A 25,109-nucleotide genomic window follows, 5' to 3' on the forward strand; every position below is an offset into this window, starting at 1 on the left:
TTAAGGTGTTTGCTGCATTTATCCGAACTTAATGCGTTTTAGCTTGTATATTTACCGTAATCGCATACTATGAACACAAAAACGCCCAAAGACTCACTGACCATCATGAACGAATTGGTATTACCGAATGATACCAATATGCTGAACAATTTAATGGGTGGCCGCCTGCTGCATTGGATGGATATTGCCGCTGCTATATCAGCACAAAAACATTGTAATAAAATTGCCGTAACCGCTTCGGTAGATAATGTTTCTTTTAAGCACGGTATTAAACTGGGCGATGTAGTAACCATAGAAGCTAAGGTTACCCGGGCTTTCAATACTTCGGTAGAAGTACGTTTGGATGTTTGGGCGCAAAACGTGCCTTCAAGTACGTTAGTAAAAAGTAATGAGGCGTATTACACCTTTGTAGCGCTGGATGCAGAAGGTCGTAAAGCAGAAGTGCCCGGCCTTGTACCTGAAACTACCCAGGAGATAGAATTACATGCCGGAGCATTACGCCGCCGCCAATTACGACTAGTGTTAGCCGGCAAAATGAATGCTCACGACGCTACTGAATTAAAAGCCTTGTTTATGGGTGATCCAAATAAAGCTTAACTTCCCAGCTCGATAATACGATCAAACTCCTCGCGTTTCATACCCATAACGGATAGACGGCCCTGGCGCACCAGGCCAATGTCTTTCAGGCGCTCATCGGCTTTAATTTGCTCCAGGGTTACCGTTTTTTTTAGGGTTTCGACAGGGGAGAGATCAACCACCAACCAGTTTGGATCGGTAGTGGTTGGGTCCTGGTAAGATTCTTTGACTACTTTGGCTATGCCCACAACTTCTTTACCCTCATTGCTGTGGTAAAATAAAACCAGGTCGCCTTCTTTCATTTCACGCAGATTGTTACGCGCCTGGTAATTGCGTACGCCGTCCCAAAAGGTGCGGCCATCTTGATTGAATTTTTCCCAGCTATATTTATGCGGTTCGGATTTGACTAACCAGTAGTTCATGTGTTGTGTGCTATTGTGCGGTAAAATTATTAAAAAATCGGCTATAAAAGGTACTCAAAGCTAATATGTCAAACCGTAAAACAAAGTTTCATAGGTTATAACTTAACCGTAAGATATCATTGATCTTACTTTCTAAGATCGTTATCAATTCATCATCCAGGTATGCGTAGTCATCAGGGATATTTAAAACCAGGATATCAGGTAAATCTATATGCCTGTAAATCTTTTTGATTTTTGAGCGATGATCGGTTTCCATCACCAAGACCAGGTCGGCCCAACCCAGATCATTTTCCGACAGTTTGTGATCGCTTTTGGGGCTTAGTCCGGCCGAGCGAATGTTAAAGCGATTATCGTTTTTAAAGAGGTATTCGGCGGTGCGACTCCTTCTTTTATTTTTTCCGCAGATCACCAGCAAATTTGGGCGTTCAAGCATCAATGCAATATCTTAAACATCAACTCTTTCATCAAACCACCATGGTCGGTGTTTGATTCTACTCCCTTGCTTTTAACATCGTACTCACGCAGGTAACTGATGATCTGCATAGTTTTACCGTAGGGATAACTTCTTGCCGCCTGCTCATAATCCTTTACGAAAAATGGATTTACGCCCATCTCTTTCGCCAGGTTTTGCTGCGATTTATCTTTAACGTAATGATAGATAAGCACCTTGGTGAAAAAGTTATTCAGGTTACCCAGCATCAACACAATGGGGTTGTTTTTGGGATTGGCCTCGAAGTAATTAATGATCTGGTTAACTTTCAATGCATCTTTGCGGCCAAGGGCGGTTTGCAGCTCAAATACATTATATTCTTTGCTGATACCGATGTTGTCTTGAATTAGTTTCAGGTTGATTTCCTGACCGATAGATACATTCAGCATTAACTTATCCAGTTCGTTAGCCACCTTGGAAAGATCATTCCCCAGATATTCTGATAGCATAGCAGAAGCCTGTGCGTTGATTTTGTAACCTTTCTCTGCAACATAACCCTCTATCCAGGCCGGTACTTTACTATCATACAAAGCCGCCGATTCAAATACCAGCCCGCTTTTCTCTATTGCTTTGTAGGTTTTCTTGCGTTTATCAAACTTGCCATATTTATAACAAAATACCAGGATAGTGCTTGGCAGCGGATTTTCTAAATAGTTTAGCAGCGGATTGATGCTTTTCTTGTCGTCGCTCTCACTGCCCCATTTCATGTCCTGCGCTTCTTTTACCAAAACAACCTGGTAGTCGGCCATCATCGGATAGCGCTTAGAGGCATTCAATACCATCATTACATCGGTATCCTTACCGTACAAAACCGTTTGGTTAAAACCTTTTTCGGCATCAGACAATAAATGATGTTCTACGTAATTACTTACCAGGTCAGTAAAGTACGGCTCATCGCCATGCAATAAATAAATAGGTTTGAATTTTCTATTTTTTAGATCCTTAATAATATCGACAGCACTCATTAAAGCAAAAGTAAAAATTCAAAAGTCAAAAAGCATTAGAGTTTAAAAGTAAAGTCTAAAATCACCGTTTTGAATTTTTACTTTTGACTTTTAACTTTCAAATGCTCCAACCCTTAAATCTGCCGCCTTATGCTTTTAAGATAACCGAACAGGATGGGCAGCTCAGCTTGTTTGACGAGATCCGCAAGCGCAATATCATCATCACGCCCGAAGAATGGGTGCGGCAACACTTTGTGCAGTATCTCATCGGCCATAAAAATTATCCTAAATCACTGCTGAAACTGGAAGGCGGACATAAGCTATATGGTAAGCAACGTCGATCAGATATTATTGCCTTTAATTCGGCAGGCGAGAAAGTTTTAATAGTGGAGTGTAAAGCACCATCTGTGGCTATCGACCAAAAGGTGTTCGACCAGGTAGCCCGTTACAATATGGTGCACAAAATTGGTTTACTGGCAGTAACCAATGGATTACAGCATTTTTACTGCCGTATTAATTTCGATCAGAATAACTACGAATTTATTAAGGAACTACCGGAGTATCAGAAAATTTGAATGAACTGGTTGGGAACTTCATAAGCATTTGTATTTTCTCAAATAACTCGTTCGGCTTGAAAGGCTTAGACACATAATCATTCATGCCCGAGTCATGCACACGTTCCCTGATATCAAACAATGCCGACGCCGTAAGTGCGATGATAGGGATGCCGGATTTCTGATGATCGCGCATTTTTCGGATCTCTTTAGCTGCATCAAAACCGTTCATCACGGGCATTTGCAAATCCATCAGGATGATATCGAAATTGCCGTATTGTACCAGTTCGACCGCGCGTTCGCCATTTTCTGCAATGGTTGGTGTAATACCCCATTTAGATAAAAGTTTTTTCATCAGCATAACGTTCACGGGGTTGTCTTCGGCAATGAGTATGCGTACAGCGCTTAAATTGTCGTTGTCTTCGGCCAATTGCTGTTGTTTAGGTGCCGGCTCATATATTTCTGTCGATACCGGGAAGATCATATTAAATGTAAACTCAGAGCCGGTGCCTGGCGTGCTGTTTACTTTAATCTTAATGCCCTGCAATTCCAGTAATCGTTTAACGATGGCTAAACCTAAACCTGTGCCGCCATATTGACGTGTTGTACTGATAGATTCTTGTGTAAAAGGTTCAAAGATCAGGTCAAGGCGGCTTTGGTCAATGCCAATACCGGTATCTTTCACTGCAAAATTAACGGTTACCTGGTTATGACGATCTTCAATACAAGTTGCCCGTACAGATACCGATCCTTCTGCAGTAAATTTTATGGCATTACTGATGAGGTTAAATACAATTTGGGTAATACGGGTTGGGTCGCCAAATAATACCTTACGGTTAAGGCCACTGTCTACATCCAGCTTAAAGGCAAGGCCTTTGGCATGTGCTGTGAGCGTTTGCCCGCCGCAAATATTTTGCATGAGCTCAACCATATTGAATTTAATATTCTCGAAAATCAGCTTTCCTGATTCTATTTTATTAAAGTCAAGCACATCATTAACAATAGACAATAGGTTGCCTGCTGAAAACTTTAAGACTTCCAGGTTTTCGCGTTGATCCGGACGGGGATTGCCGGTAATAAGCAAATTACTCATACCAATTACGGCATTAAGTGGTGTCCTTATCTCATGCGACATGGTCGATAAAAATTCAGACTTAGCTTCTGATGATTTTTGCGCCTTCCGCATGGCATCTTCAAATTCGGAAGTTAGCCCGTTTTGTTTTTCGCTTGTTTCTTTGAGTTCTGTAAAGGTTTTAATAAAGGCATTATAAAAGTGGCTTATAATAATGGCAATCAATACAAAGCAGGCAAACATGGCCACAATGGATGTATTTTGATCAACCTTTTCGGGCTTTAAAGGTATAACGTAGTTGTTGCTGTATTGCAGTAACATTAAGGCTAATGCCGGTACAATATTAAGTAAAGAGTAAATTAAACCTGGTTTTTGCCCCAGCATGTAAAAGCTGAAAAGCATGATTAAAATAATAACCTCGGCAGTAACTACATCAACGTTTTGGATAGCAACAAAGATGTCAACAACATTGGCGATTGTGCCAACAATAAGGATAAGGTGGGAGATAAGTGTCCACCGGGGGCGATAGGTTAAAAATTTGAATAAAACAGCCGCCGAAACAAACATTACCCCGGTAGTAATACTCAGGATAACGTGATGTTGATACAAAACATCAGCGAGGATAACAAAAAGAGTAAAGAAAGCTAAGGCTAGTCCATAATAAAGCATACGCAGGCGCGCACCATCCAGTATCGACAGGCCGTCGGCTAATACTCTTCGCAGTGATAAATTAAAAAAGCCTACTTTTTTGGTCATACCCAGTGGTTTAGCTGAAGCTATGCAATGAAAATTTTGAAAATTAACAATTGATAACGGATTAAGCTATAATCCGAATTTCAAAACTAACATGCAGACCACATGTGCAATTAATCGGCCAATCCCGCCAATCCTGCTTGTATGATTGTTAGTTTTGCTTCAGCATCAGCCTTCTTTTTCTGCTCGGCTTCAATAACTTCAGGTTTAGCATTAGCCATAAACCGCTCATTACCTAACTTGGCATCAACAGATTTTAAGAAACCATGGAGATATTCCTGCTCTTTTAGTAATCTTTCTTTCTCTGCTACCGGGTCGATATTTTCATCCAGAGGTATATAAAACTCGTCTGTTGATACTAAAAAGCTGCTTGCGCCTGTTAACTTATCATTAACCAATGTAAGCTCGCTAAGGTTTGCAAGCTTGGTTAAAATTGTTTGGTAGTTAAGATAATCAACTCCCGAATTTGCTTTTACCGAAAGTGGTAAAGCTTCTTTAGGCGAGAGCTGTTTACTGTTTCTAACATTTCTGATTTGCGTAATGATTTGTTTAACGTTTTCAACGTCAGCCAACAGTCGTGTATTTATTTCCCCATTAGCAGGCAATTGTGCAACAATGCAGCAATCTTGCTCACCGCGATTTCCAAACAACTCGTCATGCCACAGTTCTTCAGTGATGAACGGCATAAACGGATGTAAGATTTTCAGTATGTTTTCAAAAAAGGCTATGGTCTTGTTGTATGTACCACGATCTATCGGTTGCAGGTAAACCGGTTTGATCATTTCCAGGTACCAGGCACAGAAATCGTCCCATACCAGTTTATAGGTAGCCATTAACGCTTCTGATAAGCGGTATTGTTTAAATGTATCTTCAATCTCTATTAAAGCCTGGTTAAAGCGGCTGTCAAACCAATCAATAGCTACCTGGTTAGGGTTGCTTAAACTATCATCAACCTCCCAACCTTTTACCAATAGGAACGCGTTCCATACTTTATTGTAAAAATTACGGCCCTGCAAGCAATGGCTTTCATCAAACATCAAATCATTACCGGCGGGCGAGCTTAGCAGCATGCCTACGCGCACACCATCTGCACCATATTGAGCAATCAAATCCAAAGGATCAGGCGAATTGCCCAATGACTTTGACATTTTACGACCCTGTTTATCACGAACGATACCCGTCAGGTAAACATTCTCAAATGGGATTTTGCCTTTAAACTCGTGCCCGGCCATGATCATCCTGGCTACCCAGAAGAATAAGATCTCCGGTGCGGTAACCAGATCGTTGGTAGGGTAGTAGTAGTTAATGTCGGCATTGTCAGGGTCCTTGAATCCGTCAAATACAGATATCGGCCATAACCATGATGAGAACCAGGTATCAACAACATCTTCGTCCTGGCGCAGGTCATCAATAGTCAATTCCGGATTATTGATTCTAGCTTCTGTTAAAGCTTCTTCAATAGTTTTGGCAATAACATGCTGTCCGTTTGGTAAATAATAAGCCGGGATTTGCTGTCCCCACCATAACTGGCGGCTAATACACCAGTCTTTCACATTTTCCATCCAATGACGGTAGGTATTTGTGAATTTTTCGGGGATCAGCTTGATCTCGCCGTTTAATACATAATCCAGCGCTGGCCTGGCCATTTCTTCCATCTTGCAAAACCATTGCATAGATAGTTTAGGCTCAATAACTGCGTTAGTACGCTCAGAAAAACCAACCTGCGATTTGTATTCTTCTACTTTCTCCAGCGCACCCGCTTCTTCCAGCATCACGGCTATCTTTTTACGCGCAGCGAAGCGATCCTCGCCAACCAAAATTTGTGCTTTAGTGTTTAGGGTACCGTCGTCATTTAAGATATCGATAACGGGCAGCTTATGTTTCTGGCCCAGCTCATAGTCGTTTAAATCATGCGCAGGGGTAACTTTTAAACAGCCGGTACCAAAATCCATGGTTACGTACTCATCCAGTATAACCGGTATTTCACGGTTAATTAGTGGGATGAACACCTTTTTGCCATGCAGATGGGTATACCGTTCATCGTTAGGGTTAATACAAATAGCCGCATCAGCCATAATGGTTTCCGGGCGGGTGGTAGCGATAGTTAAATGACCAGCGCCACCAACAATCGCATAGTTAATATAATATAACTTTTGATTTACCTCTTTACGAATAACCTCCTCATCGCTCACCGCGGTTTTACCTTGCGGGTCCCAGTTTACCATGCGCACGCCGCGGTAGATCAGCCCTTTTTTATGCAAGTGGATAAAAGTATCAATTACCGCTTCAGACAGGTCATCGTCCATCGTAAAACGGGTACGATCCCAATCGCACGATGCACCCAGTTTCTTTAATTGATCAAGGATGATACCGCCGTATTTTTCCTTCCATTCCCAGGCGTAATCCAGGAATTCGGCGCGGCTCAGGTCTTTTTTGCTGATGCCTTTTTCTTTGAGCATGGCAACAACCTTGGCCTCGGTAGCAATACTGGCGTGGTCGGTACCCGGTACCCAGCAGGCATTTTTGCCTTTCATACGGGCGCGACGGATCAGTACGTCTTGTATGGTATTGTTTAGCATATGGCCCATGTGCAGCACGCCGGTAACATTGGGCGGAGGCATCACAATAGTATAAGGTTCACGATCATCGGGTACCGATCTGAAAAAGTTGTTTTCTAACCAGTAACTGTACCATTTCTCTTCGGCCTCTTTAGGCAAATATGTTTTAGCAATACTCATAAGGGCACAAAAATAACGTTTTGCCGCAAAACTTCGTAGATAGATTGTAGGGGCTTGCAATTGTTATGTTACACAGGTGCTTTTGCTTTAAATAATTACTAATATTGTATTAATAACTGACTCAATTATTCACATGAAATTAAAAATTGCACATCTGTTTGTGGCGGGGGGCGTATGTCTTGCTGCCAGCGCTTTTGTTATTGTAAAGCCAAAACCCAAGTTTATCGACCCGGCAAACATGGATAAATCTGTAAAGCCCGGCGACGATTTTTGGGAGTACGCCAACGGTAACTGGGTTAAACACCACACTATTCCTGCTAAGAAAACAAGTTGGGGCGCTTTTAACATCCTGGCGCAGGAGAACGTTGACCGTCTGGTTGGCCTGCTCAATGAAACCAGCAAACAAACCGGTATTAAAGGCAGCGTTACCCAACGTGTAGGAGATATGTACGCCAGCGGTATGGATAGCGTAGCCATCGAGAAAAAAGGTTACGACCCAATTAAATCTGATCTACAACGCATCGAGGGCATCAAAACTACTGACGACGTAGTTGCCGAAGTAATTTATCAACGTACACATGGTTTAGCAAGTCCGCTGTTTAGTTTTGGTGTTGGGCCAGATTCAAAACACCCTAATGTAAACATTGCCGGCTTTTACCAGGGCGGTACCTCTCTGCCCGACCGCGATTACTACATCAAAGACGACGCGCGTACCATAAAGATCCAAAATGCTTACAAACAATACATAGCTAACCTGTTCACATTTACAGGGGATACTAAAGACGCCGATAAGAACGCAAACACTATTTTCGGCCTTGAAGCTAAGATGGCTAAAGCTCAGCTAAGCCGTACCGAAATGCGCGATCCAAACAAAACCTATCACAAGTTTGCCGTGATGGATTTCCGCAAGACCACGCCGCACTTTGATTGGGTGAAGCTGATGGTTGATCTAAAAGCCCCCGGTCAGGATAGCGTTTTGGTTGGCCAGCCTGACTTCTTTAAGTTTGAGGATGATTTGGTAGGATCGACCACGGTAGATGACTGGAAAGTATACCTGAAGTGGCAAATCCTTAAGAACTCGGCTGGTGAGTTAAGCTCGCCATTTGTTAAAGCACAGTTTGACTTTAGCAGCGTATTAAGCGGTCAGAAAGTGCAAACCCCACGCGATGAGCGTATGGCGTCTGAGATTGACGGTAGCCTTGGCGAGTTGTTAGGACAGCTTTATGTAGCTAAATACTTTAAGCCTGCCGCAAAGATCTACATGGTTAACCTGGTAAATAACCTGAAAAGCGTGTTGGGTGATAGGATTAAACGTGTAGACTGGATGAGTCCGGAAACTAAAGCACGTGCCCTTAAAAAGCTGGCTGCATTCAGTGTTAAAATTGGTTATACCGACAAATGGGAAGAGTATAAAGGCTTAACTATTGTTCGTAATGATTACGAAGGTAACCTGCGCCGCATCAGCCAGTGGCGTTATAACTTCAACGTAAGTCAGTTGGGTAAACCGGTTGATAAAAAGCGTTTTAACATGACGCCGCCGACTGTAAACGCTAACTACAGTCCAACCAAAAACGAGATCACCTTCCCGGCAGGGATACTGCAATCGCCGTTCTTTAACTTTGATGCTGATGACGCTGTTAATTACGGTGCTATAGGCGCGGTTATCGGCCATGAAATGACGCATGGTTTTGACGATCAGGGCCGCCAATACGATGCTGATGGTTCATTACATGACTGGTGGACGAAAGCTGATGCGGACAAGTTCAAATCGCGTGCTGATAAGGTAGTTGATCAGTTTAATGCTTATACCGTTAATGATACAATTCATATTAACGGCCGTTTAACTTTGGGTGAGAACCTGGCCGACTTAGGCGGCGTTAACGTTGCTTACGAAGCTTTCAAGAAAACCAAGCAAGGGCAATCAAATGTTAAGATTGACGGCTTTACGCCAGATCAGCGTTTCTTCTTGTCATTCGCACAGGTATGGCGCGGTTCAACCCGCCCTGAAACTGCAGCGCAATTGGTATTGGTAGATCCGCACGCTCCGGGTAAATACCGCTCTTATGCTGCATTGACAAATATTGATGCCTGGTACAAGGCATTTAACGTGCAACCCGGCGACAAACTGTACAAGAAACCAGAGGACCGGATCAGAGTTTGGTAAGGGCCCGTGTTTTGTTTCACGTAAACGTGTACCAGATGAAACAAGTGAAACAGTATTTCTTGTTAATGCTTTGTATATCAATTAGTTGTTAAAATTTAGTGAAACAAAATGAAACAGTAAAAAATACTTTTAAGTCATTTTTTGTTTCATTGCTGATGATCTAATATTTAAAATTTAAAACATTTAAAAGCATTTAAAAACAATTAAAAACAGCAAAAGCCGCCTTTGAGGGCGGCTTTTGCTGTTTAAAGCACATACTTAAAATCTTATCTTTGCTTTTATGATCATCCATCAGTTTTATGACAAGGGTTTGGCCCAGGCGTCGTACGCCGTTGTGCGCGATAATAAAGTGATAGTGATCGACCCGTCTCGCAATCCGCAACCATATTATGATTTTGCCCAACTGCATGAGGCGGATATCGTCGGCGTGATAGAAACCCACCCGCATGCCGATTTTGTAAGCTCGCATTTAGAGATCCATCAAACCACCGGCGCTACCATTTATTGCAGCAAGCTGGTGGGGGCAGGGTATCCGCATGAAACTTTTGATGATGAGGATATTATTCACCTGGCCGATATCCAATTAAAAGCCATCAATACACCCGGCCATTCGCCCGACTCGATCTGTATTTTACTGGTAAATGAAGATGGCTATGAAACGGCCTTGTTTACCGGCGATACTTTATTTGTTGGTGATGTTGGCAGGCCGGATTTGCGCGAGGATGCCGGAAATATAACGGCTAAGAAAGAAGAACTGGCTGCCCGGCTTTATCACTCCTTACGCGATAAGTTGATGCAGTTACCGCCGCATATAACCGTTTATCCGGCACATGGTCCCGGATCGCTTTGCGGTAAAACTACCAGTCCTGATTTGTATAGCACCCTAAGCCGTGAGCTGAAAGAAAACTATGCTTTGCAGATAGCAGACAGAGACGAATTTATAAAAGTAATTATTGCCGATCAGCCTTTTGTGCCGCATTATTTCGGCTTTGATGTCGACTTAAACAAAAAAGGCGCGCCGACTTTGGGACCCTCTATTGAGGCCATTAACATCATAGAGGCGAATGAAATAGAAGCAGGGACTTTAATTATCGACACCCGAAAAAAGGAAGCATTCAGGCAGGGCCATTTAAACGGCGCCATTAACTTGCAGGATGCCGGGAAATTTGAAACCTGGCTGGGATCAATTGTCGAACCTTATGAATCGTTTTATTTATTGGCAGATAGTGAAGTGGCTTTAAATACGGTAATTGAAAAAGCGGCTAAGATTGGATACGAAGCAAATATCAAAGCGGGCGTAATAATTAATGGTGCTGAATTACAATCCTCTGATTTTGAATTAGGCCACTTCAAGTCGAACCCCGATAAATACACCGTTATCGACGTAAGAAATCGTAACGAAGTTAGCCATGGAAAGATCTTTGCCGATGCTTTAACCATCCCATTGCCCGAACTAAGAAAACGCTTGCACGAAATCCCGACAGGAAAACCAATTGTGGTGCATTGCGCTGCCGGGTATCGCTCTGCGGCGGCTGTAAGCATCATCGCCAATAAAATAAATTCGGTACCGGTTTATGATTTGAGCGACGCCATAACCCAATTTGCATGAACCCGGATTTGCAAATAGTGACTACTGCCGATGGTTCAAAAACTATTTTCAACCCATCAGTTGGCGAAAATTATCATTCCATCAATGGCGCTTTACAAGAAAGTCAGCATGTATTCTTAAACGCCGGCCTTCGTTATTTTTTAGATGAGCGCAACGCACAAACGGTCTCTATTCTGGAAGTGGGGTTCGGCACCGGGTTAAACTTTCTATTAACTGCCGATTATTGCGTCGAGCAGAAAATTAATCTTGATTATGTCGGTATCGAGGCTTATCCACTTACTGATGAGTTGATTGGCGATACAGGTTACAATCAATATACCTCTGGCGCAACCTGGCAGCAGTTTTTGAGCAACTATCAAGATGGATTAAATCAACCAACAGCTTTAAATGAGTTTTGCCGTTTACACATCGCCCATGTACCATTAATGGACTTTCAGTCCGCACAAAAATTTGATGTGATCTATTTTGATGCCTTTGCCTCCGCGCATCAACCCGAAATGTGGGGCGAAGAAGCCATAGGTCATACCATCAAATTTTTGAAACCCGGCGGCGTGTTTGTAACTTATGCCATCACCGGCAATTTAAAGCGGATGCTGAAGGGCCTGGGGTTAAAGATCCAGAAGATCCCGGGTGCGGCAGGCAAGCGGGAGATGTTAAGGGCACGTTTGTAAGTGGTATTTTCACTTACGACGAATTGAAAATCGTTTGTCATTGCGAGCGTAGCGTGGCAATCGCAAGGAGAAAAGTTCGCGATTGCTTCGTCGTACCTCCTCGCAATGACAATTTTATATATGATCCCCCAATCACTCATTAAAATAATCTGCACATCCGCACATCTGCATATCTGCACATCCCTATATTTGCACATCAAAAACGCACATCAAAACACATGGCACTAATTCCACCTCCGCACGCATCAACACCGGCTACTTCTTTTGAGCGTTTGCTCACCATCATGGACGACCTGCGACTTAATTGTCCATGGGATAAAAAGCAAACGCTGGAGAGCCTGCGCCACCTGACTATTGAAGAGGTTTATGAACTGTCTGACTCTATTTTGGCGGCTGATATGCCGGAGATCAGGAAGGAATTAGGCGACATTATGCTGCACCTGGTATTTTATTCGCGCATAGCATCAGAAGGCAACCATTTCAATATTACCGACGTACTGAATGGTATATGTGAGAAACTGATTAACCGCCACCCGCATATTTACAGCGATGTAGAGGTTAATGATGAAAATGATGTAAAGCGCAACTGGGAACAGATCAAGCTTAAAGAAGGCAATAAATCTGTTTTAGGCGGTGTGCCTGCATCATTACCCGCACTGGTAAAAGCATCGCGCATACAAGAAAAAGCCCGCGGTGTGGGTTTTGATTGGGAAGAGAAAAGCCAGGTGTGGGCCAAGGTTGAAGAAGAACTGCAAGAGTTCAAGAATGAATTTAATGCCGAGGATGAAACTACGATAGATCATGAACGGGCAGAGGGCGAATTTGGCGATCTGCTGTTTTCATTGATCAACTACGCCAGGTTTATCAACATCAACCCGGAGGATGCGTTGGAGAAAACCAATCGCAAATTCATCAAACGGTTTCAATATCTGGAAAGTAAAGCTGCCGAAAATGGCCAGCAATTACATAATATGAGCCTTGCCGAAATGGACACTTTTTGGGAGGAGGCCAAGAAATTATAAGTGTCGCTTATCAATAATTTAATTTGAGTTTGCAGGGCTCAAAATCATGAAAAGCAAGTTTTATATTCTGTTATTTTTAGTGCCGATGCTGATAGCCGGCTGTATTAAAACCGATCACAATCCCGATACCGATCCGCGGAATAACAATTATCCGCTGGGTACTTTCACCGGCAAGTTTATGCGTGTGCATATCGATCCGCAAACCAGGAAAACTGATACCATTAAAACGGATATTCAGTTGATGCTGTCAACCAATACGGGTTTCTATGTAAGCGGCGATACTTCTGTGTTTCACGCAGGCAGCTATGGTAGCTTTAGCGAAGATTATACAGACATGAGTATGTCATTCCATGATGTTACCTGGCCGGCACACGTTTATGATCATAAAACGCATTTGATGGGCAGCTACAAGTACAGCTATAACGGCTCTTACCTGGAAATAGTGGATAACAAAGCGTCTGACACTTTACAATACATCTACCACTTAAATAAAAAATACTAAGAAGCTGTTAAAATGGTATACCTCGCAATAGCGTTGAGAGATATACCATTTATTATGCGTTTAAACGAGCGGGTTCGGTTTATTATTAAACTCGTCCGTTATAAGCTGGGGTCAAATTCCACAATCCATTCAATACCATATTTGTCTCTGAACATTCCGGCATAGGTACCCCATGGGCTGTCGCCAATGGGTCCTTCAACCGCTCCTCCTGCTGATAATCCATTAAATATTTGGTCGGCTTCTTCACGGCTTTCTGCGCTCACTAATATTTTAGACCTGTTTTCGTTTTCGTTTACCCGGCCCATAAATTCCGGAACATCATTGGCTATTAATAGATTGTGCTTGCCAATAGGTAAACCAATGTGCATTATTTTATTTACTTCGTTTTCCGGAACCTGAAAATCAGGACCCGACAGATCTTTGAAGCGGATGATCCTTGTGAACTCTCCGCCAAAAACTGATTTGTAAAAGGTGAATGCTTCTTCGGCGTTGCCATTGAAGTTGATCCACGGATTGATTGTTCTCATAATTTTTAATTCTTTAAAAAAGTGATTATAAATTTTCTTCTTATGTTTTCTACGATAATGTGGCCAGCAAATCTTCCAGGTTTTTTAGCGTCATGGTGAAGCCTATTTTGAAGCCCTCTAATAATTTCTCCAATCGTTCAAACGATTCATTAAAAATGACAATGTCCACCTTGGTAATGCCATTTTGTTCACTGAAATTGTAATCCCATTCAGAACCCGGCAATTCACGGTTTTCGTCTTTATCTGCAAAAGCGTTGTACATTTTAAAATTGGTTTTTGGGGTAATCGATGTAAATTCCTGCACCGCCCAACGTTCCTGCCCATCGGGGCTTATCATCGCGTAAACCCGCCGCCCGCCAACTTCAAAATTCATATACCTGGTTTTGGCGCGCATAGGTGCAGGTGCTCCCCATTGGTCCAGCAGTTCGGCTTTGGTAAAGGCATCCCATACTAAAGACTGTCCGGCATTAAATTCTCTGGTTATATAAACCGTTTTCGCTGCCTTGTCAACGTTAAAATCAAATAGCAAATCGTTGTTCATTATTCCTGTTCTTTAATTGTTTTTAATAAATGGTCAAGCTGGTTAAATTGAGTTTCCCAGTTTTGTCTGAACTGGGCTAACCAATGGTCAAACTCCTGCATCTTTTTGGCGTTAAAATGATAATAGATCTCCCGGCCACTATGCTCAGGTTTAATCAAATCACATTCGTGCAATACTTTAATGTGTTTCGATACCGCTTGCCGGGTCATATCAAATTTTTCGGCCATCACATTAGGCGTTAATGCCTGAATGGCAATTAAGGTTAAGATGGCTCTGCGGGTTGGATCGGCTATGGCCTGAAATAGATCTGGTTTCATTTTTATTTAACGTGCAACTTTTGAGTTGCTAATTTATGTGCAACTTTTGAGTTGCGCAAATTTATTTGAAAATTTTTTGTGAAAGGGATCAAATTTTGAAAGAGCAGTCCTTCTACAGAAGGAAAAAAATCAATATTTTAAAGAAAAAAGGGCTGCCGTCTTGAGCTGGTAGAAGCGTAGGCACTATCGAGCGTTTATTGGCCTTTTGGGGTATGCTTAACACAGCTACTCCTAACGTTATAGAACGATTCAGAAAGAATTAATAACATTCGTTATCGTGAGCGAGGTACGAGCGTGACGATCTCTAAATAATTTGCTTGATACATATAGGCTAGAGATTGCCACACTCGTACCTCGTTCGCAATGACGTTGTGGTGGTAAGCTTTTTATTTGTATTGGATAGCTTTTACAGGAGAGATCTTTGCCACCAGCATTGATGGAATGGTAAGCACCAGTAAACAAATAATCATAGTGCCAATATTAAGCGACACCACATCCAGCCAGGTGAGTTTTATCGGAACAAAGGACATGTAATAAGACGAGGCATCCAACTTAAAAACATGTGTGTGGTATTGCAGCAAACCCAGGCCCAAACCCAGGATGTTGCCAAACAGCAGGCCCAGGCCAATAATGTAAGAGGCATTCAGCAAAAAGATTTTTTGGATGTTCCAGTTAGTAGCGCCCATTGCTTTTAGTATACCTATCATGGCGGTACGCTCCAAAATCATAATCAACAGGGCCGATATCATGTTAATTACCGCTACAACCAGCATTAATGCCACCATAATACGGTTATTTATATCCAATAAAGGCAGCCATTCAAATATCAGCGGAAAATTTTCAAATACGGTAGTAAATTTTAACCGGGGAGGGAGGTTATTATCTACAAAATGGCCCACCTCGTCAATCTGATCAAAATTGGCTACCTGTAATTCATAACCGCCAATTTCGTCGGGTTTCCAGTCGTTAAGGCGTTTAATCAGGTTAATATCGCCAATAACATAAATCTTATCAATATCCTCAACGCTGGTATCAAAAATGCCAACTACCTTAAATGGCCGGCGGCGCAATGGTTCCTGCACAAAAAACATCGTTAGGTTGTCGCCCAGTTTTAAGCGCAAGCGGTCGGCCAGCGTTTGCGATACCATTAGTTCGCGTTTTGATTCGCTGGTGTCGGCAAAATTTATGACCGTACCTGCCACCATGTTGGCCTTTAAAAAATCCCAGTTATAGGTTTTATCAACCCCTTTAAGCAGTACCCCTTCAATTTCGTTATTGGCTTTGATAATACCCGGCTTGGTGGCAAAGGGCGCAAGGTGTTTAATGGCCGGGCTGCCTTTTGCCTTGTTTTCAAAAGTGTCCGCGCGCGCAAAGGGCGAGTTCTCGTAAGAGGCATTGAGATCGTACTTTACGACGGTAATATCGCCATCAAAGCCACGCACCTTCGTTTGGATTTCGCCTTTAAAACCGCGAATAATAGCTAGTGATAGAATCATCACCCCTAAGCCCAGCGTAATGCCCGCAATGGCTATGCGCACAATCAATTTAGAGAAGGTGCGTTTAGATTTAAAGGAGATCCGGCTGGCTATGAAAGAAGCAAAATTCAATGCGATGTGTTGTTTTTTGTAACTTAGCAAATATGCAGTTTTAACGCCTAAAATGGTATTTTAATTTAAGGGGGATCAATATTTATGATGCGGATAAAATTTTTGTTTCTGTTGATAGTAATAACCGGGTGTCTGTTTTGCACTACTGGCGGCTACAGCAAACCGATTGGTTCGTCAAAACGCGTTCATCATCGAATGTCTGCATCGATAGTTACAGGAGCCGACCAAACCATATCATACCTCGGCTATTTAAAAGGTAAAAACATAGGCATGGTGGTTAACCCCACATCCATCATCGGCAAAAATAAAACGCCCTTGGTGGATAGCTTGTTGAAGCTGGGCGTCAATATAAAAAAAGTGTACGGCCCGGAGCATGGTTTCAGGGGCAATGCCAGTAACGGCGCTAAAGTCGACGATGCTGTCGACACCAAAACCGGCTTGCCGGTGATCTCGCTTTATGGTAAACATTTTAAACCTACGCCTGCCGATTTGAATGGGATTAACCTCATGATATTTGACATTCAGGATGTAGGCGCACGGTTTTACACCTATATATCAACCCTGCACTATGTAATGGAAGCCTGCGCCGAAAATAATATAGAGCTGATGATCCTTGACCGGCCGAACCCCAATGGTACTATTGTAGACGGGCCGATACTGGATACGGCGTATCGTTCCTTTGTGGGGATGCACCCAATCCCCATTTCGCACGGAATGACCATTGCCGAATATGCCAAAATGGTCAATGGCGAGCGCTGGCTTAAAAATGGTATTCAGTGCAAACTGAAGATTATTAAAATGGCCAACTATAAGCATGCTGACAGGTATGTTTTGCCGGTTAGCCCGTCGCCAAATTTAAATACGGAGCAGTCTGTTTTGTTGTATCCCAGCGTATGTTTGTTTGAGGGGACAGCCTTAAGCTTAGGAAGGGGTACGATGGTGCCTTTTACCGAAGTAGGGCATCCTGCATTAAAAGGCAAGTATAATTATTCCTTTAAACCGGTGAGCATCCCGGGCATGAGCGAGGACCCGCCGCAAAAGAACCAGGTTTGTTATGGTATTGATTTGAAAGATTATGATACCGCGAGTTTAAAACGTAGCGGCCAAATTAACTTGGGCTGGCTGATAGAAATGTACAAAGCATTCCCTGACAAAGCACATTTTTTTAATGCATATTTTACTAAACTGGCCGGCACAGATCAACTACAAAAACAGATAGAGGCGGGCAAGACCGACGTGCAGATCAGGCAGGGTTGGGAGGTTGGTTTAGCCAAATTCAGGGCGACGAGAAGTAAATATTTGCTATATCAATAATGGGCATTGGCGAGGCATTATCATTTAAATAATTTTTGATGTTTTGACCAAATCCCGACGCAATTTATTAGATTAAATTACGATATTATCAGCATGAAACTTGTATTTATGGGTACGCCACAGTTTGCTGTGGCATCGTTAGATGAATTGATAAAATCCGGTGCAGATATCGTCGGTGTCATTACCGCGCCTGATAAACCTGCGGGCCGTGGGCAGAAAATCAACGAGTCGGCCGTTAAGGAATATGCAGTGGCTAACGGCTTACGGGTTTTACAACCCACTAACCTGAAAGACCCGGAGTTTCTGGCCGAACTAAGATCATTAGATGCTGATTTACAAGTAGTGGTAGCTTTCAGGATGTTGCCCGAAGAAGTTTGGAACATGCCCGATAAAGGCACCATCAATTTACATGCTTCTTTATTACCGCATTACCGTGGTGCAGCGCCAATAAACTGGGCGCTGATTAACGGCGAGAAGGAGAGCGGTGTAACCACTTTCTTTTTAAAGCATGAGATAGATACCGGCAATGTACTGTTTACCGAAAAAGTAACGCTTACCGGCAAAGAAACAGCCGGCGAACTGCATGATCGCCTGATGAATAAAGGCGCAGGCTTGCTGGTAAAAACGGTTAAGGCTGTAGAGAGTGGCAGATATAATGAGCACCCGCAAACTGCATTACATGCAGATGATACAGAACTAAAATCGGCACCAAAAATTTATAAAGACGATTGCAAAATAGACTGGAACCAACCGGTTGTTAATATTTATAATTTTATCCGTGGCTTAAGCCCGGTACCAACTGCCTATACCGAATTAAACGGTAAAACTTTCAAAATTTACCGTGCAGAATACCAGGAAGCAGAACCCGGTATACAACCCGGCGCATTTTTAAGCGACAATAAAACGTACCTGAAATTTGCTACCAAAGATGGTTTCATCAGTGTAACTGACGTGCAGCTGGAGGGTAAGAAGCGTATGGAGGTTGCTGAGTTTTTGAGAGGAGTGAAGTTGTAAGAAATGATCCTTGTAATCTTGTCATCTCGAGCATAGCGAGAGATCTATACACGTGCATTTATACGGAGTTCAGACTTGCAATGTATAGATTGCTCCCGTTGGTCGAAATGACATCCTTTTTTATAAATTGCATATATGAAAACCATCGTTTTTTTGATTGCATTATTATGCCTCTCCATATTATCATCCGCCCAAAAAACAAGCAAACGCAAACTGGTTTTTGACGATGAATTCAACTACTCCGGCTTGCCCGACTCCACCAAATGGGGTTACGAAAAAGGCTTTGTCCGTGAAAAAGAACCACAATACTATACCGAAAAAAGATTACAGAACTGCCGGGTAGAAAACGGCATGTTGGTGATAGAGGGAATTAAAGAACAATTTCCTAACCCCGGCTTCAAAGCGGGTTCTAACCGTCGCGAGGAGCAACAGCAGTTTGCGCCTTATACCTCGGCATCTATCAATACTTCCGGCAAATATTCATGGCAATATGGGCGAATTGAAATGCGGGCTAAAGTACCACCCGGCAGCGGCACCTGGCCGGCGTTCTGGATGTTAGGCGACAGCTTTCATGATATCAACTGGCCACGCTGCGGCGAGATAGATATTATGGAATATTTGGGCCGCGACTCGACGCGGGTGCATGGCACTGTCCATTATGCTGATTCTTTGGGCAAACATCAGCAGCAGGGTGTTGGTCCGGTGGTTGGTAAACCTGCGGACGGTTTTCATATCTACGCCGTCGATTGGGACGAAAAAGGAATGACCTTTTATTACGATAACTTGAAGTATTTCACTTTTGATTATGCCGGCATGAAAAATGCCGATGCCAACGTGTTTAAGAAAAAGTTCTACCTGCTAATTAATCTGGCGCTGGGCAGTACGGATGATTGGGGCGGTTTGCAGGATGATAGCATTCTGCCGGCTAAATATTATATCGATTACGTAAGGGTCTATCAATAATTGAAGTTGTCATCCTTCGCTATCGCGAAGGATCTTATACGTTTCGCCTGTCAATTTTATAAGATTTTTCGCTATGCTCAAGAAAATAGTTCTTCGCTATCGCTCAGAATGACAAGTCTTTTAATCAGGCTTTATTGAGTTCGTCCAGCAGCAATTTACTCACCTTGCTGAAGTAGCGTCTTATCCCATAACCCATAACGCATTGAATGCCTTTGCTGGCATTGGTCAGAAAAACCTCGTCGGCCTCATATAAAATTTCAGGATTGATCTGGGCCTCCATAACGGGGATGTTATTCTTTTTGGCGATATTGATGATCACCTGGCGCATAACACCTTCTACACAACCCTCACTTAAAGCCGGGGTATACAAATGATTCTGGTACCATACAAAAACATTGGAACTGCTGGCCTCGCACAAAAAACCGGCTTGATTAAGCAGGAAAACTTCGTCCAGGTTATTCTGAGCTTTATATAAGCCTGCCATTACATAAGTAAGCGAGTTGCAGGTTTTAATGTTCGACAGGTAGTTTGACGGTTTAGGCAGATCTGTAAAAATATCAACGATTAAACCCTTTTCGTTCAGGAAATAACGCGGCTCATCGGCAGGCACAAATTCCATGCAATAGCCGGTTTTGTTTTGCGATGGTGCATAAAAACCCTCTGAGTCGCGGTAAACGGTTAGCCGGATGCGGCCATGTCTGGCTTTATTGCGTACGGCCAACTGTTCTGCCTTTTCTTTCAGAAAATAGGCATCCATTTGCGAGTAGCCGTCCATTTTCAAGGCTTTCATGCCCCGTTGCAGGCGATCGGCATGCAAGTCGGCAAACTTGAGCTGGCCCTTAAGCATGCGCATGCTTTCAAATAAACCATCGCCATATTTAAACGAACGGTTGCCCACCGGCAGCAATTTGCTATCCGAGGGTACTATCTCGCCGTTAAAATTAATATACAGTAAAGCCATGGTCAATTAATCGCTAATTTCACCATTTTGTGTGGCATTAGCACCAATATATTTTTGCCATTTCTGTAATACGCTTTCAAAATCCTGTGGCAGAGGTGCTTCAAAATGCATATATTTTTTGGCAGACGGATGCACGAAACCCAGGGTTTGCGCATGCAGCGCCTGGCGTGGCATCAGCTCAAAACAATTCTCAACAAACTGCTTGTACTTACTATAAACAGCGCCTTTCAGGATCTTGTCGCCGCCATAAGTGGCATCGCTGAATAGCGGGTGCCCAATGTGTTTCATATGCGCACGGATCTGGTGCGTACGGCCCGTCTCTAATTGGCATTCTATCAGTGTGACGTACCCCAATCGCTCTAAAACTTTATAATGCGTTACAGACCATTTGCCTTTCTCTTCGTCATCATAAATAGCCATAACCCGCCTGTCGTTTACACTGCGGCCAATGTAGCCGGTAACGGTGCCATCTTCGGGCAGGTCGCCCCAAACCAGGGCAATGTATTTGCGGGTAATAGAGTGATCAAAAAACTGGCGCGCCAGGTAGGTCATGGAGCGCTCGTTTTTACTTATAAGCAATAAGCCCGAAGTATCTTTATCAATGCGATGCACCAAACCGGGGCGGCCGTCATTACCCGGTAACGTAGGCAATTGCTGAAAGTGATAAACCAAAGCGTTAACCAGTGTGCCGGTGTAATTATTATATCCGGGATGCACCACCATGCCGGGTTCTTTGTTTACAATAAGCACGTCGTCATCCTCATACACAATATTTATGGGCAGGTTTTCCGGGTAAACTTCGGTGTCGCGCGGTGGGTGTGGCAGTACTACGGATATGATATCCTGGGGTTTAACCCGGTAACTGGCTTTGATAATCTTTTCATTAACCAGTACATTCCCGGCATCTATGGCATTCTGTATGCGGTTACGCGACGCGTTTTCAACGCGATGCATCAAAAACTTATCAATACGCAAAAGTGACTGGCCTTTATCAACCACTACACGCAGGTGTTCATACAGATCCTGTTCATCTTGCTCAAAGGCTTCGGCTTCATTTATCATATCAGCGGCAAAAATAACTGTTTTATAATCAATTAGCATTCTTAAATGATATAGCGTTAAAGTGTTGTGATATTGATTATTAAGAAATATATATTACCTTTATCACTGTAAAACCCTAACATAATTAAACTGTATGAAAAGACTCTACTCATTCATTTTTATTGCATTTTTAACGGCAGTAGCCTTTAACGCAAGTGCACAAGACGACGGCATCTCTGACTTGTTTAAAGGTAGCCCCGGCGACGTAAATAAATTAATTAACGCTTATGCAAACCCTTTATTTAAAGGCTTTGGTAACAGCTTAAATGGTGGCTGGACAAATACAGCTAAAACTCAAAAATTCTTGCGCTTTGTTATCAGAATAAGCGCCTCGGCAAGTATGGTTCCTTCTAAAGACAAATCTTTTGATATTAATGCTTTAGGTTTGGCTAATATTAAACCTACTAATGCAAGCCAGTCAATTGCTCCAACTTTTGGTGGCGACAAAAACCTGGAGACAGGCATTACTTATACCGATCCAAATAACCCTACTGCAAAGTATTCAACCAGTTTGCCTAAGGGTGTTACCCAGTATATCCCTGCGCCGCAAATACAGTTAACCATAGGCCTGGTTAAATACACAGATTTGACAATACGTTTTATACCTACAACTAAAATTACTGATGACGTAGGTTCTGTAGGTATGTTCGGTTTTGGTTTAAAACACGATATTATACAGGACTTTATTAAAAAAGGACCTGAAAAACCTTTTGATTTAGCTATAGCGTTTGGTTACACCCGTTTAAGCTACAACAAAACATTAGACGTAAAACCTGAGAACGCGCTTGTTACCGGTAATACAGATTTCAGTAATCAACGATTAGAAGGCAATTTCAATGGCATTAATGCATCAGTGATCTTGTCGAAAAAAATATTGTTCTTTACTCCATTTGTATCTGTTGGTTATCAAAAATCCAACACCAATGTATCTTTAAAAGGCAATTTCCCGTTTGTAACAGGTGCTACCAATGCAGGTACTCCAACTTACACTTCGTATGCCGACCCTATCACAATCAGTGGTTCAGGTTCAAGTTTAAGCGGCACACGTGCTGATATTGGTTTTCAGTTAAGCCTTACTGTTCTAAAAATATATGCTTCTTATGATGTAAGCAGCACTGGTTATAATTCGGCCAATGCCGGTATTGGCTTAGGTTTCTAATCGGTATTAGTGAATATCGATTTAGAAATTTTTAGTCCCGTTCATCAACTTAACAATAAGTTATTTGATGAACGGGACTTATTTGTTTATACCAAGCGCGACGACCTGATCCATCCCATTATCTCGGGCAATAAATGGCGCAAACTCAAATACCTGCTTAAAGAGGCGCAACGTCAGCATAAAAACCATTTGGTAACCTTTGGCGGGGCCTACTCCAATCATTTATTAGCAACAGCCGCTGCGGCCGCCAGGTTTGGCTTTAAGGCTACGGGTATAGTGCGGGGCGAAGAGGTTAACAACGACACCCTGTTTATGTGCCGCTTGCATGGCATGAAGCTGATTTTTACCGACAGGGAAAGTTATCGCGATAAGCAAATGTTATTTAATAATTATTTTGGCGATGACGATCAGGCCTTTTTTATTGACGAAGGCGGCACTTCGCCCGAGGCTGTAAAAGGCTGCAGCGAACTTGTTGACGAACTAAGCGAGCATTACGACCACATATTTTGCGCCTGCGGGACGGGCGCTACCGCAGCCGGTATTATAAGTGGGCTGACGAATCATCAACTCAATGCCGTTTTTCACGGCGTCCCGGTATTAAAAAATGGTGGTTTTATGGTTGACGAGATCGATAAATTACTGCCTGCGCCCGCGAGCTATCAAATTCACACAGATTATCATTTTGGTGGCTACGGCAAAACTACAGATGAGCTGATAGGCTTTGTTAAACAATTTGTGGCCGAAACAGGGATTTTGATTGAACCGGTGTATACCGGCAAAATGTTCTATGCTTTATACGATCTGGCAGCTAAAAATTACTTTAAACCAGGCAGCCGCATTTTGGCAATACATACCGGCGGTTTGTGGGGCCTGCTGGGAATGAAAGACAAATTCTGATTATTGGGTGCGATTAAATGTCATGGTTTTACCGATGAATTTGAGGTGCCAGTATCCGGTTACTTTTAAAGTGCCGTCTTTATCAAGCTTAGCAGAAGCGTTATACTCGTGCCCGGTTTGCGCTTCGTAGATCTTTCCATTTTCCCAACTGTGCGAGCCACGGTCATATTCCATGTCCCTTAAAATGTCCATTCCAATCAATTTACGATTACGAAGGGCAGGGTCGGGGTTATGCTTGTCGGTCCACTCATCCATCGCTTTGCTATTATCGGTGTTTTTAAACCATACCATGCGCCCGCGATAACCGTTACCAGCTTTGTAAACCTGCACTATTAAATTTTTATTCGACGATATCCATTTGCCGCAAATAAGGTCGGCGTCGTTTCCATCAATTGGTTTGATGGTAAAACTTGTTAAGAAAATTAAGGCTAAAAATTTAAACATTAATAGGTTATTTGGCATTATAGCTTCAGTTTACAACAGGTTTATTATAATCGCTTTTTGATAAGATTATATTAACTAAATTTATTGCGGGTTGTTTTGAATTCAAACCTAATACTAAAAAATGAAAAAGATATTATTTGTTGTTGCTATGTTATTGGGTGCCGGCCATTTTGCGCTGGCTGATACTGTTAGTATTAATCACTTCGTGGTAAAAGAAAATCCGTTTGCCGATAGCGAAGTTGCTTTGGTAGCTACTGATAGCTTGGGTAATATCCAGGAAAACGTAGGCGGTGTTTTTGCTTTTACCATCAACGGTTTCCAGGAACAAATGACTTTTGAAAAAGGAACAGCTTTTTATCGCCATAAATTAGATAAGTCGAGCTTTTTTTATGTGAAACATATCAACAACAGTGGTACACACAGCCTGTTGTATTACGTTTATAAGCAAGATGGTAAATTAAAACCCATTCATATAAGCTGGATGCTGCTGGTTATCATCCCACTGGCATTGATACTATTGGGCTATATGTTTAAGCGATTTATTATCATCGCGGTAGTGATATTCATCATCTTTCTATATTTCAATCATCACAACGGCCTTACTATGCCAACCTTCTTTGAAAGCATTTTTGATGGGTTGAAGGGATTGTTTTGATGCTGATTTTTTGATGTGCAGATATGCAAATGTGCGGATGTGCAGATGAATATTTGTCATTCTGAGCGGAGCGAAGAATCTTCTGTACGCGA

General features: G+C 42.6%; 25 protein-coding genes. 13 read left to right on the top strand and 12 right to left on the bottom strand.

Going from position 1 to position 25,109, the window contains the following annotated elements; genetic code table 11:
• Positions 1-69: 69 nt before the first annotated feature.
• Entirely contained in the window at positions 70-597 is a 528-nt protein-coding gene (locus HB679_RS09095; protein ID WP_214071648.1) for an acyl-CoA thioesterase, read from the top strand.
• Here the strand turns inward: HB679_RS09095 and HB679_RS09100 are convergent.
• The 3 genes from HB679_RS09100 to holA form a co-directional block, all read right to left on the bottom strand.
• A complete protein-coding gene (locus tag HB679_RS09100; RefSeq protein WP_214071649.1) occupies positions 594-998 on the bottom strand; it encodes an EVE domain-containing protein in 405 nt (134 codons plus the stop codon). The two genes, HB679_RS09095 and HB679_RS09100, sit on opposite strands and share 4 nt — an antisense overlap.
• An 88-nt stretch (positions 999-1,086) precedes the next feature.
• The gene (locus tag HB679_RS09105; RefSeq protein ID WP_214071650.1) at positions 1,087-1,431 is read right to left on the bottom strand and encodes a protein tyrosine phosphatase; all 345 of its coding nucleotides are present in this window, start codon (positions 1,429-1,431) and stop codon (positions 1,087-1,089) included.
• The gene (gene holA / locus HB679_RS09110) at positions 1,431-2,453 is read right to left on the bottom strand and encodes a DNA polymerase III subunit delta (protein WP_214071651.1); all 1,023 of its coding nucleotides are present in this window, start codon (positions 2,451-2,453) and stop codon (positions 1,431-1,433) included. Before holA ends, HB679_RS09105 begins: the two co-directional genes overlap by 1 nt.
• A gap of 101 nt (positions 2,454-2,554) precedes the next feature.
• On the opposite strand from holA, the gene HB679_RS09115 reads away from it, so the two are divergent.
• On the top strand, positions 2,555-3,007 hold the full coding sequence (locus HB679_RS09115) for a type I restriction enzyme HsdR N-terminal domain-containing protein (RefSeq protein WP_214071652.1): 453 nt from the start codon (positions 2,555-2,557) through the stop codon (positions 3,005-3,007).
• On the opposite strand, the gene HB679_RS09120 is transcribed toward HB679_RS09115, so the two are convergent.
• Together HB679_RS09120 and HB679_RS09125 are read right to left on the bottom strand one after the other, a co-directional pair.
• The gene (locus tag HB679_RS09120) at positions 2,976-4,814 is read right to left on the bottom strand and encodes an ATP-binding protein (protein ID WP_214071653.1); all 1,839 of its coding nucleotides are present in this window, start codon (positions 4,812-4,814) and stop codon (positions 2,976-2,978) included. The genes HB679_RS09115 and HB679_RS09120 overlap by 32 nt on opposite strands.
• A gap of 110 nt (positions 4,815-4,924) precedes the next feature.
• Positions 4,925-7,549 carry a valine--tRNA ligase gene (locus tag HB679_RS09125; protein ID WP_214071654.1) on the bottom strand — a complete coding sequence of 875 codons (2,625 nt, stop codon included), beginning with the start codon at positions 7,547-7,549 and terminating at the stop codon, positions 4,925-4,927.
• Between the two features lie 133 nt (positions 7,550-7,682).
• Between HB679_RS09125 and HB679_RS09130 the strand changes: the two genes are divergently transcribed.
• From HB679_RS09130 to HB679_RS09150, 5 genes are all read left to right on the top strand, one after another.
• Positions 7,683-9,713 carry a M13 family metallopeptidase gene (locus HB679_RS09130; RefSeq protein WP_214071655.1) on the top strand — a complete coding sequence of 677 codons (2,031 nt, stop codon included), beginning with the start codon at positions 7,683-7,685 and terminating at the stop codon, positions 9,711-9,713.
• A 280-nt stretch (positions 9,714-9,993) separates the two neighbouring features.
• The gene (locus tag HB679_RS09135; protein WP_214071656.1) at positions 9,994-11,322 is read left to right on the top strand and encodes an MBL fold metallo-hydrolase; all 1,329 of its coding nucleotides are present in this window, start codon (positions 9,994-9,996) and stop codon (positions 11,320-11,322) included.
• The gene (gene mnmD, locus HB679_RS09140) at positions 11,319-11,993 is read left to right on the top strand and encodes a tRNA (5-methylaminomethyl-2-thiouridine)(34)-methyltransferase MnmD (protein WP_214071657.1); all 675 of its coding nucleotides are present in this window, start codon (positions 11,319-11,321) and stop codon (positions 11,991-11,993) included. Before HB679_RS09135 ends, mnmD begins: the two co-directional genes overlap by 4 nt.
• 218 nt (positions 11,994-12,211) lie before the next feature.
• The gene (gene mazG, locus HB679_RS09145; protein WP_214071658.1) at positions 12,212-13,015 is read left to right on the top strand and encodes a nucleoside triphosphate pyrophosphohydrolase; all 804 of its coding nucleotides are present in this window, start codon (positions 12,212-12,214) and stop codon (positions 13,013-13,015) included.
• Positions 13,016-13,061: 46 nt separating this feature from the next.
• On the top strand, positions 13,062-13,517 hold the full coding sequence (locus tag HB679_RS09150) for a hypothetical protein (RefSeq protein WP_214071659.1): 456 nt from the start codon (positions 13,062-13,064) through the stop codon (positions 13,515-13,517).
• Positions 13,518-13,615: 98 nt separating this feature from the next.
• Here the strand turns inward: HB679_RS09150 and HB679_RS09155 are convergent, their stop codons facing one another.
• The 4 genes from HB679_RS09155 to HB679_RS09170 form a co-directional block, all read right to left on the bottom strand.
• Positions 13,616-14,044: a VOC family protein gene (locus tag HB679_RS09155; RefSeq protein WP_214071660.1), complete on the bottom strand. Its 429-nt coding sequence runs from the start codon at positions 14,042-14,044 to the stop codon at positions 13,616-13,618.
• 49 nt (positions 14,045-14,093) lie between these two features.
• Positions 14,094-14,585: an SRPBCC domain-containing protein gene (locus tag HB679_RS09160; protein ID WP_214071661.1), complete on the bottom strand. Its 492-nt coding sequence runs from the start codon at positions 14,583-14,585 to the stop codon at positions 14,094-14,096.
• Positions 14,585-14,902, bottom strand: a complete 318-nt coding sequence (locus tag HB679_RS09165) for a metalloregulator ArsR/SmtB family transcription factor (RefSeq protein ID WP_214071662.1) — start codon at positions 14,900-14,902, stop codon at positions 14,585-14,587. Before HB679_RS09165 ends, HB679_RS09160 begins: the two co-directional genes overlap by 1 nt.
• Before the next feature lie 386 nt (positions 14,903-15,288).
• Positions 15,289-16,509: an FtsX-like permease family protein gene (locus HB679_RS09170; RefSeq protein ID WP_214071663.1), complete on the bottom strand. Its 1,221-nt coding sequence runs from the start codon at positions 16,507-16,509 to the stop codon at positions 15,289-15,291.
• A gap of 84 nt (positions 16,510-16,593) precedes the next feature.
• Here HB679_RS09170 and HB679_RS09175 point away from each other — a divergent pair, with 84 nt between their 5' ends.
• From HB679_RS09175 to HB679_RS09185, 3 genes are all read left to right on the top strand, one after another.
• Positions 16,594-17,823: a DUF1343 domain-containing protein gene (locus HB679_RS09175; protein WP_214071664.1), complete on the top strand. Its 1,230-nt coding sequence runs from the start codon at positions 16,594-16,596 to the stop codon at positions 17,821-17,823.
• Positions 17,824-17,916: 93 nt separating this feature from the next.
• Positions 17,917-18,837, top strand: a complete 921-nt coding sequence (gene fmt, locus HB679_RS09180; protein WP_214071665.1) for a methionyl-tRNA formyltransferase — start codon at positions 17,917-17,919, stop codon at positions 18,835-18,837.
• Between the two features lie 135 nt (positions 18,838-18,972).
• The gene (locus HB679_RS09185; protein WP_214071666.1) at positions 18,973-19,800 is read left to right on the top strand and encodes a glycoside hydrolase family 16 protein; all 828 of its coding nucleotides are present in this window, start codon (positions 18,973-18,975) and stop codon (positions 19,798-19,800) included.
• Positions 19,801-19,924: 124 nt separating this feature from the next.
• On the opposite strand, the gene HB679_RS09190 is transcribed toward HB679_RS09185, so the two are convergent.
• Positions 19,925-20,761, bottom strand: a complete 837-nt coding sequence (locus HB679_RS09190; protein ID WP_214071667.1) for an aminotransferase class IV — start codon at positions 20,759-20,761, stop codon at positions 19,925-19,927.
• Between the two features lie 6 nt (positions 20,762-20,767).
• Entirely contained in the window at positions 20,768-21,823 is a 1,056-nt protein-coding gene (locus HB679_RS09195) for an RluA family pseudouridine synthase (RefSeq protein ID WP_214071916.1), read from the bottom strand.
• Positions 21,824-21,956: 133 nt separating this feature from the next.
• On the opposite strand from HB679_RS09195, the gene HB679_RS09200 reads away from it, so the two are divergent.
• Together HB679_RS09200 and HB679_RS09205 are read left to right on the top strand one after the other, a co-directional pair.
• The gene (locus tag HB679_RS09200) at positions 21,957-23,021 is read left to right on the top strand and encodes a DUF6588 family protein (RefSeq protein ID WP_214071668.1); all 1,065 of its coding nucleotides are present in this window, start codon (positions 21,957-21,959) and stop codon (positions 23,019-23,021) included.
• A 9-nt stretch (positions 23,022-23,030) separates the two neighbouring features.
• A complete protein-coding gene (locus HB679_RS09205; RefSeq protein WP_346345143.1) occupies positions 23,031-23,918 on the top strand; it encodes a pyridoxal-phosphate dependent enzyme in 888 nt (295 codons plus the stop codon).
• Here the strand turns inward: HB679_RS09205 and HB679_RS09210 are convergent, their stop codons facing one another.
• Positions 23,919-24,362 carry a DUF2147 domain-containing protein gene (locus tag HB679_RS09210; RefSeq protein WP_214071669.1) on the bottom strand — a complete coding sequence of 148 codons (444 nt, stop codon included), beginning with the start codon at positions 24,360-24,362 and terminating at the stop codon, positions 23,919-23,921. It abuts the gene before it with no gap.
• Positions 24,363-24,483: 121 nt separating this feature from the next.
• Here HB679_RS09210 and HB679_RS09215 point away from each other — a divergent pair, with 121 nt between their 5' ends.
• Positions 24,484-25,017 carry a hypothetical protein gene (locus tag HB679_RS09215; protein WP_214071670.1) on the top strand — a complete coding sequence of 178 codons (534 nt, stop codon included), beginning with the start codon at positions 24,484-24,486 and terminating at the stop codon, positions 25,015-25,017.
• The last annotated feature ends 92 nt before the right edge of the window (positions 25,018-25,109 follow it).

The sequence above is a fragment of the Mucilaginibacter sp. dw_454 genome, from assembly GCF_018449775.1.
Classification (GTDB): Bacteria; Bacteroidota; Bacteroidia; order Sphingobacteriales; family Sphingobacteriaceae; genus Mucilaginibacter.

What these genes read in the sequence shown, in the direction of transcription:
- mazG (WP_214071658.1), top strand. Translation starts at nt 12,212, where the DNA reads ATGGCACTAATTCCACCTCCGCACGCATCAACACCGGCTACTTCTTTT.
- HB679_RS09135 (WP_214071656.1), top strand. Translation starts at nt 9,994, where the DNA reads ATGATCATCCATCAGTTTTATGACAAGGGTTTGGCCCAGGCGTCGTAC.
- HB679_RS09210 (WP_214071669.1), bottom strand. Translation starts at nt 24,362, where the DNA reads ATGTTTAAATTTTTAGCCTTAATTTTCTTAACAAGTTTTACCATCAAA.
- HB679_RS09190 (WP_214071667.1), bottom strand. Translation starts at nt 20,761, where the DNA reads ATGGCTTTACTGTATATTAATTTTAACGGCGAGATAGTACCCTCGGAT.
- HB679_RS09200 (WP_214071668.1), top strand. Translation starts at nt 21,957, where the DNA reads ATGAAAAGACTCTACTCATTCATTTTTATTGCATTTTTAACGGCAGTA.
- HB679_RS09195 (WP_214071916.1), bottom strand. Translation starts at nt 21,823, where the DNA reads ATGATAAATGAAGCCGAAGCCTTTGAGCAAGATGAACAGGATCTGTAT.
- HB679_RS09095 (WP_214071648.1), top strand. Translation starts at nt 70, where the DNA reads ATGAACACAAAAACGCCCAAAGACTCACTGACCATCATGAACGAATTG.
- HB679_RS09115 (WP_214071652.1), top strand. Translation starts at nt 2,555, where the DNA reads ATGCTCCAACCCTTAAATCTGCCGCCTTATGCTTTTAAGATAACCGAA.
- HB679_RS09150 (WP_214071659.1), top strand. Translation starts at nt 13,062, where the DNA reads ATGAAAAGCAAGTTTTATATTCTGTTATTTTTAGTGCCGATGCTGATA.
- HB679_RS09105 (WP_214071650.1), bottom strand. Translation starts at nt 1,431, where the DNA reads ATGCTTGAACGCCCAAATTTGCTGGTGATCTGCGGAAAAAATAAAAGA.
- HB679_RS09120 (WP_214071653.1), bottom strand. Translation starts at nt 4,814, where the DNA reads ATGACCAAAAAAGTAGGCTTTTTTAATTTATCACTGCGAAGAGTATTA.
- HB679_RS09100 (WP_214071649.1), bottom strand. Translation starts at nt 998, where the DNA reads ATGAACTACTGGTTAGTCAAATCCGAACCGCATAAATATAGCTGGGAA.
- mnmD (WP_214071657.1), top strand. Translation starts at nt 11,319, where the DNA reads ATGAACCCGGATTTGCAAATAGTGACTACTGCCGATGGTTCAAAAACT.
- holA (WP_214071651.1), bottom strand. Translation starts at nt 2,453, where the DNA reads ATGAGTGCTGTCGATATTATTAAGGATCTAAAAAATAGAAAATTCAAA.
- HB679_RS09185 (WP_214071666.1), top strand. Translation starts at nt 18,973, where the DNA reads ATGAAAACCATCGTTTTTTTGATTGCATTATTATGCCTCTCCATATTA.
- HB679_RS09175 (WP_214071664.1), top strand. Translation starts at nt 16,594, where the DNA reads ATGATGCGGATAAAATTTTTGTTTCTGTTGATAGTAATAACCGGGTGT.
- HB679_RS09160 (WP_214071661.1), bottom strand. Translation starts at nt 14,585, where the DNA reads ATGAACAACGATTTGCTATTTGATTTTAACGTTGACAAGGCAGCGAAA.
- HB679_RS09130 (WP_214071655.1), top strand. Translation starts at nt 7,683, where the DNA reads ATGAAATTAAAAATTGCACATCTGTTTGTGGCGGGGGGCGTATGTCTT.
- HB679_RS09165 (WP_214071662.1), bottom strand. Translation starts at nt 14,902, where the DNA reads ATGAAACCAGATCTATTTCAGGCCATAGCCGATCCAACCCGCAGAGCC.
- fmt (WP_214071665.1), top strand. Translation starts at nt 17,917, where the DNA reads ATGAAACTTGTATTTATGGGTACGCCACAGTTTGCTGTGGCATCGTTA.
- HB679_RS09215 (WP_214071670.1), top strand. Translation starts at nt 24,484, where the DNA reads ATGAAAAAGATATTATTTGTTGTTGCTATGTTATTGGGTGCCGGCCAT.
- HB679_RS09155 (WP_214071660.1), bottom strand. Translation starts at nt 14,044, where the DNA reads ATGAGAACAATCAATCCGTGGATCAACTTCAATGGCAACGCCGAAGAA.
- HB679_RS09125 (WP_214071654.1), bottom strand. Translation starts at nt 7,549, where the DNA reads ATGAGTATTGCTAAAACATATTTGCCTAAAGAGGCCGAAGAGAAATGG.